This window comes from Streptomyces sp. NPDC058157 (assembly GCF_042884105.1).
GTDB lineage: Bacteria > Actinomycetota > Actinomycetes > Streptomycetales > Streptomycetaceae > Streptomyces.
The window spans coordinates 26,433-40,298 of record NZ_JBHVUQ010000063.1; the positions used below are offsets into that span (position 1 = coordinate 26,433).

A 13,866-nucleotide genomic window follows, 5' to 3' on the forward strand; every position below is an offset into this window, starting at 1 on the left:
CCCTCGTCGTCGGCCCGGTTCACACGGCTGTGGCCCGGGCCCGCCCGCGCGCGGCCGACACGCCGATCAGGTATCCGGCCAGCCCGCATCCGAGACCGGCGAGCGTGAGGAGCCCCCCGGCGCCCAGCAGGCCCATCGCCGCGATCGCGACCCCCGGGCCGTCGAGCGCGCGCTCGCGGACCGCGTCCGCCGGGATCGTGCCGCCCTGACCGTCCGAGAGGAAGAAGCGGGAGTCGTTCGAGGTGACCCGGTTGTCGCCCAGCAGGAAGAGGCGGCCCTCGGGCACCCGCACGTCGTACGTCCGCCCGCCCCCGACCGGATCACCTCCGGCGACGTACGTCTCGCGCAGCGGCCGGCCGTTCACCAGCACCCGCTTCCCGTCACAGACCACCCGGTCGCCGCCGACCCCGATGACGCGCTGGAAGAAGAGGTCCGTGTCCGCGTAGCGCCCCGGCAGGTAGGAGAAGACCGCGTCACCGCGGTGCACCTCGCTGCCGTCGATCCTCTTCGTGAAGACGGTGTCGCCCTGCTCGTACGTCGGCCGCATCCCGTCGGAGTCGACGCTGTGGCCGCCGAACGCGGCATCCCCGACCAGCCACGTCCCCAGCATCAACAGCAGTCCCAGGGGCACCAGTATCAGCCCCGTGAGTCGCAGTCCCCGCCCCGGTCTCATTCCCCACCCCTTCCGGCAGTCCGGCCCGCACCCTACCGGCGCGGGCCGGCGCCGGGATCCGCCGGGGTGCATGCGGGCCGTAGCCGGGGGTACGACCGTCTCCGTACGGGGCATGATGAACGCGGTCGAGGAACGGATGCCGGAGATGATTCGAAAGCTGCAGGCGGTCGCGCTGGACTGTGCCGATCCGGTGCGACTCGCCGAGTTCTACGCGGCGCTGCTCGGCGGCCGGGTGGTCGCGGACCCGGACGATCCCGACTGGTTCGAGGTGCACGGGTTCGAGGGCACGCCCCTGGCCTGCCAGCGCGTGGACGGGTACCGGCCGCCCGAATGGCCCGGACAGGAGCGCCCGCAGCAGCTGCACCTCGACTTCGACGTCGACGACCTCGAAGGGGAGGAGCGCCGGGCGCTCGCGCTCGGGGCGACCGTGCTGGAACGGACCGACCGGCTGCGCCCGGACGCCAACTGGCGCGTGTACGCGGACCCCGCGGGCCATCCGTTCTGCCTCTGCCTGCACTGAGCCCGCCGGGGGAGGGAGGGGCGAGGGCGTGCGGGCGGCCCCGGCGCGCCCGTACCGCGCGCCTTCCCGCGCCCCCCGGGGCCCGTGTTCGACTGTGCCCCTTCCGACCAGCAGGGGAGCCAGTCATGGAAAAGTCCCGCACCGGACGCCGCACCGCCCGCCGACTCCTCGCGGCCACGGCCGGGGCCGCCGCGGCCCTCGCCCTCTCGCTCGCCACGGCCCCCCAGGCGGCGGCCTCGGCGGGCGGCTGCACCGCCTCCACCGGGCCCGGCTACGTCTGCGTCAACGTGGACGGATCGGGGCTGCGCGTCAACCAGGGCAACGTCGTGCGCACCAAGCCCGACGGCATCTGCAACTACCGGGCCGCCCTGGTCGCCAAGTTCCCCGGCAAGTCCGACACCTACTACTGGGGGAGCTACCACAACGGCTGTGTCTACGGCCGGGCCTACGTGGACGTGACGGTCCAGTGGACGTTCGCCGACGGGGTCCGGATCTGCGGCTACTTCTACGAGGGCGGGAGCCTGCAGCCGGGCCAGCCCTGCGTCACCGTCCGGCGCTGAGGCGGGGGGCCCGGCCGCCGGGCCCCCTCACACCGGCTGCGGCGCGATGCGCAGGACGCTCTTGCCGTGGGTCCCGCCCGCGGCGAGCCGTTCCAGGGCCTCCTCCAGGCCGGCCATCCCGAACTCGGCGGTGATGTCCGGCCGCACCTGCCCCTCGGCCACGGCCCGCAGGGCGCGCCGGGCGCTGTCGGCGAGGCGTTCGGGGTGGGTGCGGCTCAGGAGGTCGCCGTTGTAGGACAGCACGGACCGTCCGCCCCTCAGCAGTTCGCCGCTGTCGAGGGTCACGGGGGCGCCGCCCGCGAGGGCCCCGTACACCGCCAGCCGGCCGTGCGGGGCCAGCAGCCGCAGGGAGGCCGCCCGGGTGGGACCGCCGACGGGGTCGAGGACGACGTCGAACGGTTCCTCGTCGGCGGGGCCGTCCGCGGCGTCGGCGAACTCCGCCCGGGTGATCAGCCGGTCGTAGCCGAAGCGGGCGGCGTAGGCGGCCCGCCCGGCGTCGCCGACCACGCCGACGATCCGGCCGGCGCCGGCGGCCCGGGCGAACTGGGCGGCCATGGTGCCGACGCCGCCGGCCGCGGCGTGGATCAGGACCCGCTCGCCGGGCCGGACCCGGGTGACCGTGTGGACCAGGTCGTACGCGGTCGGGGTGGCCCAGCCGAACGCCGCGGCGGTCCGTGCGTCGAGGCCCTGGGCGTCGAAGGTGAGCGCGGCGGAGGCGAGCACCACCTCCGCGAAGGCGCCCCCGCCCGTCAGCGCGGTGACCGTCCGGCCGAGCAGGCTCCCGTCGACGCCCGGTCCGACACCGACGACCTGCCCCGCGGCCTCGAAACCGGGGACGAAGGGCCGCGGTACGGGGAAGTGTCCGCGGCGTACCAGGACGTCGCCCCACTGGATCCCGGCGTACCGGACGGCGATGGCGACCTGGCCCGGGCCGGGTACGGGCCGCTCGCGGTCGGTGAGGCGGAACCGGTCGTCGGTGTCGAGGACGACAGCTTTCATGTCTCTGCTCCCTCAGGTGAATCAGTATCCTGATACAGGCGATGGGCCGACCGTAGGTGTATCAGTGACCTGAGTCAACTAAGGAAGCTGATATTTGAGTGAGGGGTTGAGGGGCCGATGAGCGATCCGACGGCGGACCACGGGGCCGGAGCCCCGGCCGAGGACTACCTGTGCAGCCGCATCCGGCGCGCCGAACAGGCCCTGATGGGCCACCACGAAGCCGTCCTGCGCGGCCACGGCCTCACCATGACGCAGTACACCGTGCTGCTCGCGCTCTCGGCGGAACCGGACCTCTCCGGCGCCCAGCTCGCCCGGGCCTGCGGCGTCACCCAGCAGACGATGGCCACGGTCCTGACCGGCCTGCACCGCAAGGACCTCGTCGCCCGGACCCCCTCACCCGTCCACGCCAAGGTCCTCCTCACCTCGCTGACCGGAACGGGCCGCACCGCGCTGGAGCGCGCCTACCAGGAGGTCATCGTGCTGGAACGCGCCCTCACCGACGCCTTCGCCCCCGCAGAGCACGCCGCCCTCTGCGCCCTCCTCGAACGCGCCACCTCGGTCCTGGCCGAGCAGACCCCCCGCCGGAGGTAGCGGCCACGACTGAACCGGCCCGGAGAGGGCAGGCGCCGATCATGAGCGCCGTTCCCGCGGCGGAGGGAGATGACCATGAGCCCGGCCGTTCCCCGCGACCCCGAGGCCCTCAAGCAGCTGATCACCCGGGAGGTGGCCCTGCTGCGCGCCACCGCCGGCCGTTCGGCGGGCGTCCGGCCGGACCCGGCGGACGCGGCCGGCCCCGGTGAGCTTATCGCCTGCCCGTGCGGGGGCAGCCCCGACCGCGGCCACGCGTGTGCGGACGGCGCCACGGACCACGATCCCTGGGCCTGCGTCTGCGCCACCCTGCCGGCCATCCCGGTCTCGGCGGCCCTGCTGGCCCCGGTCGCCGACGAGGACGGCCGGACCGAGGACTTCGTGATCCGGGCCGGCAACCACGTCCGGTCCGCCGCCTGGCTCGACGCCCCCGACCGGCAGGTGGGCAAACGCCTGCGCGAGGTCCGCCCCGGCGTGGACGGCAGCGGACTCCTGGAGAACCTCAAGGAGGTCCTGCACACGGGCCGCGCGCTCCGGGGCTTCCCCGTGGACTACACCGAGCGCCGCCCCGACGGCCTGCACCGCACCAAGCTCCTCTACGACGCGGCGTCCTGCTCCGGCCAGGTCCTCGCGACCTGGCGCCCGGCCCACAACCCGGCCGAACTGATGTCGATGGAGGCCCAGTACATCGCCTCCATGGGCTGGGCCCACTTCGACCTCCTCTCCGGCGAGACCACCTGGTCCGAAGGGCTGAGCACCATCTTCCGGACCGCCCCGGGCCGACCCCTGGGCCTGCTCGACCTCTGCGACGCGGTGCTGCTCGACGACGTGCCGCGCTGGGCTCGGCTCCTGCGGGCCCTGTTCGACGGGGAGGAGCCCCCGGGCTCCGACATCCGCTTCAGCGTGTACGGAGACGTCCGCACCCTCCACGTCATCGGCCGGCCCGTCATCTCCACCGACGGCACGCCGTGGGCCCTGCACCTGATCGCCCGCGACCTCACCTCCGTCGTCCGGGGCAGACAACGGCTCGCCGCCACCCGCCGCCAGAGCGAGCGGCTGCGCGACGAGGCCGCCGCCGAGCACCGGATCGCCGCCGCGCTGCGCGAGGCGCTGCTGCCGACGCACTCCTCGGAGATCGCCCGGCTCGGCTACGCGGTCGCCGCCGCCTACCTGCCGGTGGAGGAGGAGGCGGCCGTCGGCGGCGACTGGTACAAGTGCCGCGCCCTGCCGGACGGCCGCATCCTGCTGGCCATCGGGGACGCGTCCGGGCACGGTCTGCCGGCCGTCGCGCGCATGGCGCAGCAGCGGCACGCCCTGGCCGGGCTGGCCCACACCCCGGGCAGCGACGCCGGGCAGCTGACGACCTGGCTCAACGAACTCGTGTGCGCCGACGCCGCCGCGGAGACCGCCACCGCCGTCATCGGACACCTCCACGGCGACCGGCGCCTGGTGTGGGCCTGCGCCGGACACCCGGCGCCCCTCCTCCTGCACCGCGGCACCGCCACCGCCCTCGGCACCGGCCACCGGGGACCGCTGCTGGGGCTGCTCCCCGGGGAGGCGTACGCAACGGCCGAGGTGGTGCTGGAACCGGGCGACCTCCTGCTCCTCTACACCGACGGCCTGGTCGAGCGGCGCGGCGAGGACCTCGACGACGGCATCGACGCCCTGCGCGAGCGCCTCGCGGGCTCCGGCGGTGGTGACGCCCGCCGGACCCTGGACGCGGTCGTCGCCCACTACGCCGCCGACCGGCTCGAGGACGACACCTGCCTGGTGCTGGTGCAGGCCCTCTGACGGGGGCGTGCGGACGGGGAGGGCTCGGCCTCGTGGACCGTGACCGGGACTCCGTGGAGGTGCAGGACGCGGGCGAGGACGAGTCCGCCGAGTCCGGCGCCGATGACCGTGACGGGTATGCCCATGCCGGCTCCTCGGGGGAGGGGCCCCGGGGGCGGGGCCGGCCGTCTCCGGGGCGAAGGCGCCGTGCGCCGCCGTCGCGCCCCCGACAGCGGCCCGGCGGCACCGGCAACGTGCCGACGGGGTCGTCGGTGCCCTCTCCTACGATCGGGGGAGACGGCGCACGAGGGACGAAGGAGCGAGACGGTATGGCGATCGAGAGGCCGGGCAGGCCCGAGGACCTTCCGGCGGCGGAACTGCTGTGGGCCCGCTGGGCGTTGGCCGCCGTCCTGGAGGCCGACGCGGAGGCGGAGACACGGGGCGTCCACCGCACCGGGACCTGGATCGACGCGACGGGCCTGCACCTTGACGACTGCGGCTGCACCTGGTGGACGCTGGCGCCGAGGGGACAGGGGCGCTACGTCCTGTACGGCGAGGACGAGTCGAGCGGCGTCAAGTGGCACGCCCCCGCGATCGACATGCTGGCGCAGGCGCCGGACTGGCTGCCCTTCGAGCGGCTGCGGGACCTCCTGGAGGGCATGGAACTGGGCTGCGTCTACTGGTACGAGAACGGCTCCTGGGCCCGCGCCCCCTACCCCGACCGGCTGCGGGACGACGGCCTCGACTGCGGCATGAGCCGCTTCGCGGTGCGCGAGGAGGCGCTGGACCTGCTCGTGGACCACGACCTGGGCCTGCCCCGGGAGACGGCGGAGGAACTGCTGGCCGCGGCGGAGGCCGGCCGCCTCACCGCCGCGGCGGTCGAAGCCGCCCTCGACGCGGGGGAGGAGCAGCCCGCGGAGGACCGGCGGGCCGTGCTGCGCGCCCTGGAACGCTCCGGCCTGTCCGCCCGGGACTCCGCCCCGCTCTGACGCCGCACGGACGCGCCCCGCGGGATATGAGGTGGCCCCGGCCCGGGCGATGACCTTAGGGTTCGGCCATGACGATCATGACCCCCCACGCCGTCGACCGGGCCGTGTCCCTCACCGCCGAGGCACTCCGGAAGGTGGCACACCTCGACTGGTCCGTCCCCGCCGCCGGGCTCGACTGGAGCTGCTACGACACCGTCGTGCACATAGCGGGCGACTTCACCGCGTACGCGGGCCAGCTCACCGGGCGCGCGCAGAGCGGGTACGTCCCGTTCGAGATCACCGCGGACCCGGGCACCACCCCCGAGGGCCTGATCGAGGTCATCGAGGCCACCGGAGGCCTGCTGTCCGCCGTCGTGGCCGTCGCCCGGCCCGGGGAGCGGGCCTGGCACCCCTACGGGATGGCGGACGGGGACGGCTTCGCGGCCATGGGCGTCGTGGAGACCCTGCTGCACACCCACGACATCCTGAACGCCCTCGGCACGCACGACTGGGAGCCCGACGCCGACCTGTGCGAGCAGGTCCTCGACCGCCTCTTCCCGCAGGCGCCGCGCGGCGCCGGCACCCCCTGGCAGGTCCTGCTGTGGGCGACCGGCCGGGCCCCGCTCGGCGACCTGCCGCGCCATACCGCCTGGCGCTGGCACTCCGACCCCGTCCGGGCGGAGCGCGTCGTCCTCTGCGAGATCGCCCCGCAGGTCGCCGCCGACCTCCACGCGGGCGGCACCGGCGGCTTCGCCTGGGCGGGCGACGGCCCCGGCGAGGGCACCCGGGTCGCCTCCGGGATGGTGGGCAAGGCCAAGGAGCAGGGGACGTACCGGCCGGGCTGGGGCCCGTACGTCATCCTGCGCAAGGAGGACCAGCGGGCGATCGGCGGCATCGGCTTCCACGGCGCCCCCGACGCCGACGGGAACGCCGAGGTCGGCTACGACCTCGTACCGTCGGCCCGCGGCAACGGCTACGCGACCGAGGCGCTGCGCGCCCTCACCGCCTGGGCCTTCGGACAGCCCGGCCTCAGCACGCTGCACGCCTCCGTCGACGCGGACAACGCCCCCTCGCACGGCGTGGTCGGCCGGGCGGGCTTCGACCGCACCGGCTCCACCGACGACGGCTGCGTCCACTACACCCTGCCCGCACCCCGGGACTGACCGGCGCCCGCCCCGGGCCCCGGGCGCCTGCCGGGCGCCGGGTTCCGACGTCCGCCCTGGGCCCCGGCGCCCGGCGGGGGTTCCGGCGCCCGTGCGGGTTCCGAGATCCGGCCGGGCTCCCTGTACCCCCGCGGGGTTCCGGCGTCCGGGCCGGGTCCCCGTGCAGGCGGGGCGTCGGCGCGTTGCCGGGGTGCCGGGGTGGTGCCGTGGGTCAGGGGCGGCCGAGTAGGCCCGTGCCGGCGGTGGTGTCGGTCCGGGCGGTGAAGAAGTCGCAGAACGCGGCCACGAACTCCGCCTCGTCGACGCGTCCGTCCCCGTCGGCGTCCAGTTCCCGGAAGCCGTCGTCGAGTTCGGCCGGGTGCACCCGGGGACCCCCGAACAGCAGCCGGTACTCGTCCGCCCCCAGGTGGCCGCTGCCGTCGCGGTCGGCGGCCCGGAACAGCGCCCGCACCGCCGGTACGAGGCCCTTCTCCAGGTACGCCGGGTCGCGGTCCACCCCGGCCAGCATCGCGGAGACGAACTCCCGGCAGTCCACGCCCCCGTCGCCGTCGGAGTCGGCCGCCTCCCGGAGCCGGCCCCACCAGTCCTCGAAGGCGGCGTACACCTCGTCCTCCCGCTCGGCGGGCAGTTCGAGCCGCCAGCACATGGTGTGCACCATGGCCTGCAGGTCGGCGGAGTCGACCCGGCCGTTGCCGGTCTGGTCCAGCACCTGGCGGAAGAACGCCTCCAGCCGGGCCGGCCGCGCGTCCCCGCCGCTCCGGGCCCGCGGCACCGCCCGGCGCGCCGGGGCGGGGGCGCCGCTCACCGACCGGCGGCGGTAGCGCACCCGGTCGGGGGCCAGGTCCATGGCGTGGCGCAGCCCGTGGTGCAGCGTCCACGACAGCGCGGCGCCCGCGGGCCCGCGGGAGGTCCCGAACTTCTCGTGCCAGGCCGGCGGCAGGTCGCTGACCGTGAGGGCGGTCACCGCCCGGGCGATCACCACCCGCACCAGCGGCCAGGCCGGCGCCAGCCGGCCGAGCCGGCGCGGTGCGGGGGCGTCGCGGAGCAGTCCGTGGAGCATGTGCCGGACCTCGGGCCCGTACTCCAGGACCTCCCGGACGGTCCGCTCCACGTACGCCGGGACCTCGGCCGCGCTGCCCGGGAGGACCTCCCGCGCGATCCCGAGGGCGGCGCACACCTCCAGGAACTCCGCGTACAGCACGTCGAGTTCGGCGGGCGACAGCGGATGCCCGGACAGCTCGCGCATGGCGGTCATGGACTCGTACAGCGTCACCATCACCCAGCCGCGGACCTCGGGGTCCTGCGCGCTGTACGTCCGCCCGGCCGCGTCCGTGCCCTGGATGCGCCGGTGCGTCCGCTGGAGGCGGGCCACCTCCAGGCGCCGCTCCTCGGGCCCGGCGAAGAACAGCCGGCTGCCGCTCTCCATGGTGTGCTCGATCCGCCGCCAGGGGTGGGCGCGGTAGGTGGAGTACCGGTCCATGCCCGCGGCGACCACGGGATGGGCGATCTGCAGCACCAGCAACCGCCAGGCGACGAGCCCGATGCGGCGCTCGCCGAGGGTCCGCTTCAGGAGGGTCTCGACGGCGGGTAAGGCCACAGGAGTCGCGGAAGTCATAGGAGTTTCCTTTTCTCACAGGGGCAACAACACTCCTACAACGCCCGTACCGGTCCAGGGTGTCGGGGTCAGCTGTGCTCCGGTGTTCCCGGGGCGCCGAAGCGCGCCAGGTAGTGCCGGAACCGCTTGACGGCCTGGGGGTCGTAGCGGTCGCTCCGGGCGGCCTCTCCCACGATCCGGGGATCGAGCACGCCGTCCTGCGCGATCTCCGCCCCCAGGTCGACGAACTCCTGTCCCCGGTAGCCGGGAGGGCGCCGCAGTTCCCCGACGGTGAGCCGGAACCCGGCGTGCCACTCCACGGGGCAGCCCAGGCGCAGGGCCGCGGCCTCGACCGGCGTATCCCGGAAGCAGGGGCCCAGGAGGAGCCGAAGTGCGGAGACCCGCCGGCGGGCTTGCGGCGGAAGTTCAGCGCGCCGTGGACGGGCCGCTCGTGCGCGGCCGCGTCGTCGTACGCCCCGGCGAAGATCCGGCTCTCCCAGCGCCACCGGTCACCGCCGGGGTCGCACAGTCTCGCCCGGCTCGATCGTCCGGCGCACGCCGGATTTCCGGGGATCCGGACTCAGGCGCCGGTCAGCGCCTCGGCGGCCGTGGCGTCCAGGGCCCCGAGGTAGTGCGTGCGGACCGTGGCCCCGGGGGCGGCGTCCGCCGGTTGCTCCAGGGCCACCGCCGCCGCGTGGTCCGGGCCCACCGGCACGTCCCGCACCGTCCAGCCCGACGGCCGGGCGGGGGCCCCGACGCCGGGGTCACCGAGGTAGTCCAGGTCGGGGCTGCGGCCCACCCCCGTGCCGAGCCCCTTGAGGTAGGCCTCCTTGCGGGCCCACAGCCGGGCGAACACGGCGGGCCGCAGGGCGGGTTGCGCGGCGTGGACCGCCCGCCGCTCGGCCGGGTGCAGGGCCTCGCCCACGCTGGTCGCCCGCTGCGGGTCGGGCAGGGCCTCCACGTCCACGCCCACCGGCCGGCCGGCCACCGCGATCAGCACCAGGCCGCCCGTGTGGGACAGGGAGAAGTGCGGCGCGCCGGGACCCGCCAGGGCCGGGCGGCCGTGCGGTCCGCCGCAGCAGGGGCAGGGGCGGCGCACGAACCTCAACTCGCCCGGCGCGACCCCCTCGTAGGCGCACAGCACCCGGCGCAGCGCGAGGTGCGCGGCCACGTAGCGGTCCCGGTGGAGGGGGTAGACGAACGCGGCGACCCGGGCGCGTTCCGCCGCGTCCAGCGGGGACCGGTCGAGGACCACGGCACGCAGCGCGGAGTCCGGGACGTGGAACAGCCACAGGTCCGGCGCATCCCCGGCCGGCCCTGGCCGCGGCCCCGGCCAGGGGACGGGCGGCCAGCCCGGCGGCGGGCAGGACAGCTCCAGGTGGGACAGCACGCAACACTCCGGTGGGTCGGCGGGCAACAGCTGTCCCGGCACGATAACCCAGCCGCGAGAAGGGGAATTGATGGCCGGATACCGGCTGCGCGTGAAGCCGCGGTTCCGTGCGGAGCCCGTCGTTCCATGGGAATTGCGGAATTCGGCGCAACGGAAAGGCCGAAATGCGTGCGGTTCCCCCCGGGCCGGAAGGCTCGCAGTGGCATGTGCCTCGGCCAAGGTCCAGTACATTCTGGCTCAAATCGAGTGGATCGGCCGTAAGTCCTCGGGGCGCATCCCCTACGATCTTGGTCACGCAGGGACATTCCGGCGTCGCACCGCCGGATGACCACCGGAGGCGGTTCCGCGAAGGAAGAGGGAAATGCGTTGGTGTTCACCGCTGGAATGGCGCAGGGCCCGGGCCTGACCCCGGACGCCCCCACCCCCGAACTCGAAAAGCTGCTGCGCGACGCCGCCGACGCCCGGGCCGGCAGCGCCCGGGCCGTCCTCGTCAGGGGCCCGGCCGGAATCGGCAGGACGCACCTGCTGACCCTCGCGCGGCAGCGCCTGACCGCCGCGGGATGGACCGTACGGCAGGCCGGCGGCGTACCCGAGCGCGTGCGCACCCGTACCGTGGACGTGCTGCTGCCGCCCCCGCCCGGGGCGCCGGCCGTCCCGGCGGACCTCCACCACGACCGGCAGGCGCTCCACCGCCGCGCCCTGGACCTCCTCGCCGCCGGACCCCTGGCGCTGCTGGTGGACGACGCGCAATGGTGCGACGAAACCTCCTTGCGCCACGTCGAGTTCATCCTTCGCCACACCGCCGCCCGGCCCCTGCTCCTGGTCCTCGCGCAGCGCACCGACGCCCCCGGCCCCGGAACCCCCGTGCTCGCCGAGATCACCGCCCGGGGCCGCTGCACCCTCCTGGACCCCGCCCCCCTCACGGAAGCCGGCATCGCCGGCCTGGCCACCCGGATCTGCGGCGCACCCGCGGACCAGCGCTTCGTCCGGCGCTGCGCCGAACTCACCGGAGGGAACCCGTTGTTGGCGGCCCGGGTGCTCACCACCCTGCGCACCCTCGGCATCCCGCCCGGCGCGGACGCCGTGCACCGGCTGGACGCCGTCCACCGGGGCGTGACGGCCTCCCGGGTCCCCGAACTGCTGGCCGCCGGCCCCCGCAGGGCCCGGCAGGTGGCCACCGCCCTCGCGGTGCTCGGCCAGGCCGCGCCCGACCTGCTCGCCGCGCTCTGCGGACTGGACGTCGGGGCCGTGACCTGCGCCCTGAAGGGCCTGCGCGGGATCGGGGCCGTCCTGCCGGGCTCCCCGCCGTACATGCGCGAGGACGTCCGCGGCGCCGTCCTCGCCACCCTGTCCGCGCCAGGCCTGCGGGACCTGCGCATCCGCGCCGCCCGGGTCCTCAGCGACGCCGGACGGCCCGCCCCGGAGGTCGCCGAGCAACTCGCCGCGCTGGAGCGGGCCGACGAGCCGTGGATGTTCGCCGTGCTGCGCGACGCCGCCGCCGAGGCGCCCACCCGGGCGACCGTCAGGGCGGCCGGCCGCTGGCTGCGCGGCGAGGCCGGCCGCGCCCTCACGGACGCCGAACGCGGCGGCCTGCACGTGGAACTGGCCCGCGCCGCCAGCCGCACCGTCGTCACCCCGGCCCACGCCCTGTGGCACCTGCGCCAGGCCCTGGCCCTCACCCCCGACCCGCGCCGGCAGGCCCCCGTCGCCGTGCAGTACGCCATGATGGCGCTCGGCACCCGCCGGGCCCCCGAGGGCATGCGGTTACTGGAGGGGGTCCTGGACGGGCTGTCCCGCCTCCCGGACGCCGGGGCCGACCCCGCCTGCCGGGACCTGGGCACGACCGTCGAATCCGCCCTGCTGGCCAGCGCCGTCAACGACCGGACGGCACTGCCCGCCGCCGGTGCCCGGGCCGCAGCCCTACCCGTACCGACGGGGCACGGTCCGGCCGACCGGCGCCTGCTGGCGGCCCTCAGCGCCTTCGCCGCCCTGGACGGCGGATCCGCGGCCCGGGCCGCCGCCCTCGCCCGCCGGGCACTGCGCGCCGACGAACCCGGCACCGCCGGCTGGGGGGTGTTCTGCTCCTCCGCCGTACTCGCCCTCGCCGACCGCGTGGACGAGGCCGTCGACGCCCTGGACCGGGTGCTGTCACCGGCCCAGGACCACCCCCCGCTGTGGCCCCGGCGGGCCGCGCTGGCCGGCCGCTCCCTGATCCTGCACGGCATCGGCGACGTCCCCGCCGCCGAGCGGGACGCGCGGGCCGCCACCGAGGTCAGCGGCCCGGCCGGAGCCCCGCCCCTCGCCCACCTCGCACTGGGCTCCGTGCTGCTCTCCCGGGGGGAGGCCGCCCGGGCCGGCGCCGTGCTCGACGGACTCGCCCGCACCGCGGGCCACTTGGACCGCAGCGTGTGGGAATGGCACCTCTATCTGTACCTCTCGGGGCGGGTCCGCCGGGAACGCGGCGACCTCGAAGGGGCGTTGGAGCTGTGGCGGCGGTGCGGGCGCAGCCAGGAGGAGGCGGGCATCGTCAATCCGGTCCTGGCCCCCTGGTGGCTGCCGACCGCCACCACCCTCGGCAGGCTGGGCCGGGGCGCCGAGGCCGCCGGACTCGTGGAGACCGCCGTGGCCCGCACCCGGGCCTGGGGCACCCCGCGCGCCCTCGGGCTCGGCCTGGTCGCGGCGGCCTCCGTCGTCGGGGGCCGGGCCCGGACGGAATTGCTGGCCGAGGCCGTGGAGACCCTGTCCGGCTCACCGGCCCGGCTGGAACTGGCCCGGGCCGAATACCAGTTGGGGCGGGAGCTGCTCGCCCTCGGCGACGCCAGGGCTGCGCGGGGCCACCTGCGCCAGGCCATCGGCCTCGCCACCCGCTGCGGCTCCCACGCGCTGACCGCCACCGCCCGGGACACGCTGGTGACCGCGGGCGGACGGATGCCGCAGCTGGCCGTCGCCCCCGTGGACTCCCTGACCCCCGGCGAGCGCCGCGTCGCCACCCTGGCGCAGCGCGGCCACAGCAACAAGAAGATCGCGGAGGCGCTGTTCATCACCCCGCGCACGGTGGAGATGCACCTGACCAACGTCTACCGAAAGCTCGACGTCCGCGGCCGCGCCGACCTGCCGCGCGGCCTTGCCCCCCGCACCCGGGCGGCCACCTCCCGCCCGGCGGACGGGGTGCCGTCGCCGCCCTAGGGGGTGTCCGCGAAGCCCCGTCCGCCCCGCGACGCCCGGCACGCTCCCGCAACCTCTCGGCTCCGCCCGAGCAGGGGGACCCCATCCGGGTGGACGGCGGTACTTTGCGGACACCCCCTGGCCGGGTGTCCCCCGTCCCGCCGCCGGGGCGGAGGGCGTCCCCCGGGACATCCGTTCCGGATGCCGCTCTCCGGGCCGCTGCCGGAGGCCGTGCCCCTCTCGGGGGGCTCACGGCCCGGACGGCCCGGTCCGGGCCCGGTCCCGGCGGTGGGGATGGCGCGCGCCGCGAGCCGCCGTTCCCCGGCCGGCCGGGTGTCCCGGCCGGCCCCGGTGCACCGCACGGACCGGGGCGGGCTCCCGCTGCCGGGGCACTCCGGGGCGCCGGAGGAACGCGCGCGGTCGGCGGCTACGCGGCGGGGTCGGGGCACGTGCCGGGCCGATCCGGGGAGCACGGC

11 protein-coding genes and 2 pseudogenes are annotated in these 13,866 nt (G+C 76.2%); 7 read left to right on the forward strand and 6 right to left on the reverse strand.

Annotated elements, in window-relative coordinates; translation table 11 throughout:
• Nucleotides 1–19 precede the first annotated feature (19 nt).
• Nucleotides 20–610, reverse strand: coding sequence for a signal peptidase I (gene lepB, locus ACFVXK_RS18085; protein WP_389612806.1), 591 nt, complete (start codon nucleotides 608–610; stop codon nucleotides 20–22).
• A gap of 208 nt (nucleotides 611–818) precedes the next feature.
• On the opposite strand from lepB, the gene ACFVXK_RS18090 reads away from it, so the two are divergent.
• Nucleotides 819–1,193 carry a VOC family protein gene (locus tag ACFVXK_RS18090; RefSeq protein WP_389612807.1) on the forward strand — a complete coding sequence of 125 codons (375 nt, stop codon included), beginning with the start codon at nucleotides 819–821 and terminating at the stop codon, nucleotides 1,191–1,193.
• 125 nt (nucleotides 1,194–1,318) lie between these two features.
• Complete coding sequence (locus ACFVXK_RS18095) at nucleotides 1,319–1,753, forward strand: hypothetical protein (RefSeq protein WP_389612787.1); 435 nt, start codon at nucleotides 1,319–1,321, stop codon at nucleotides 1,751–1,753.
• A gap of 27 nt (nucleotides 1,754–1,780) precedes the next feature.
• On the opposite strand, the gene ACFVXK_RS18100 is transcribed toward ACFVXK_RS18095, so the two are convergent.
• The gene (locus ACFVXK_RS18100; protein WP_389612789.1) at nucleotides 1,781–2,752 is read right to left on the reverse strand and encodes a zinc-binding alcohol dehydrogenase family protein; all 972 of its coding nucleotides are present in this window, start codon (nucleotides 2,750–2,752) and stop codon (nucleotides 1,781–1,783) included.
• Nucleotides 2,753–2,869: 117 nt separating this feature from the next.
• Here ACFVXK_RS18100 and ACFVXK_RS18105 point away from each other — a divergent pair, with 117 nt between their 5' ends.
• Together ACFVXK_RS18105 and ACFVXK_RS18110 are read left to right on the forward strand one after the other, a co-directional pair.
• A complete protein-coding gene (locus tag ACFVXK_RS18105) occupies nucleotides 2,870–3,343 on the forward strand; it encodes a MarR family winged helix-turn-helix transcriptional regulator (protein WP_389612791.1) in 474 nt (157 codons plus the stop codon).
• 75 nt (nucleotides 3,344–3,418) lie between these two features.
• Nucleotides 3,419–5,131: a PP2C family protein-serine/threonine phosphatase gene (locus tag ACFVXK_RS18110; protein WP_389612793.1), complete on the forward strand. Its 1,713-nt coding sequence runs from the start codon at nucleotides 3,419–3,421 to the stop codon at nucleotides 5,129–5,131.
• A gap of 5 nt (nucleotides 5,132–5,136) precedes the next feature.
• On the opposite strand, the pseudogene ACFVXK_RS18115 reads toward ACFVXK_RS18110, so the two are convergent.
• Nucleotides 5,137–5,256: pseudogene (locus ACFVXK_RS18115) on the reverse strand (NAD(P)-binding protein); the annotation flags it as partial.
• A gap of 183 nt (nucleotides 5,257–5,439) precedes the next feature.
• On the opposite strand from ACFVXK_RS18115, the gene ACFVXK_RS18120 reads away from it, so the two are divergent.
• Nucleotides 5,440–6,099 (forward strand): hypothetical protein, encoded by a 660-nt coding sequence (locus ACFVXK_RS18120; RefSeq protein ID WP_389612795.1) that lies wholly within the window; start codon nucleotides 5,440–5,442, stop codon nucleotides 6,097–6,099.
• A 68-nt stretch (nucleotides 6,100–6,167) separates the two neighbouring features.
• Nucleotides 6,168–7,241 (forward strand): GNAT family N-acetyltransferase, encoded by a 1,074-nt coding sequence (locus tag ACFVXK_RS18125; RefSeq protein ID WP_389612796.1) that lies wholly within the window; start codon nucleotides 6,168–6,170, stop codon nucleotides 7,239–7,241.
• A 211-nt stretch (nucleotides 7,242–7,452) separates the two neighbouring features.
• Here ACFVXK_RS18125 and ACFVXK_RS18130 read toward each other — a convergent pair whose 3' ends face one another.
• The 3 genes and pseudogenes from ACFVXK_RS18130 to ACFVXK_RS18140 all read right to left on the reverse strand — a co-directional run bounded on the left by ACFVXK_RS18130 (nucleotide 7,453) and on the right by ACFVXK_RS18140 (nucleotide 10,225).
• On the reverse strand, nucleotides 7,453–8,856 hold the full coding sequence (locus tag ACFVXK_RS18130) for an oxygenase MpaB family protein (protein ID WP_389612798.1): 1,404 nt from the start codon (nucleotides 8,854–8,856) through the stop codon (nucleotides 7,453–7,455).
• A gap of 68 nt (nucleotides 8,857–8,924) precedes the next feature.
• Nucleotides 8,925–9,385: pseudogene (locus tag ACFVXK_RS18135) on the reverse strand (DUF3626 domain-containing protein); the annotation flags it as partial.
• Nucleotides 9,386–9,415: 30 nt separating this feature from the next.
• Nucleotides 9,416–10,225: a 4'-phosphopantetheinyl transferase family protein gene (locus tag ACFVXK_RS18140; protein WP_389612800.1), complete on the reverse strand. Its 810-nt coding sequence runs from the start codon at nucleotides 10,223–10,225 to the stop codon at nucleotides 9,416–9,418.
• A gap of 369 nt (nucleotides 10,226–10,594) precedes the next feature.
• Here ACFVXK_RS18140 and ACFVXK_RS18145 point away from each other — a divergent pair, with 369 nt between their 5' ends.
• The gene (locus tag ACFVXK_RS18145; RefSeq protein WP_389612802.1) at nucleotides 10,595–13,411 is read left to right on the forward strand and encodes a LuxR C-terminal-related transcriptional regulator; all 2,817 of its coding nucleotides are present in this window, start codon (nucleotides 10,595–10,597) and stop codon (nucleotides 13,409–13,411) included.
• The last annotated feature ends 455 nt before the right edge of the window (nucleotides 13,412–13,866 follow it).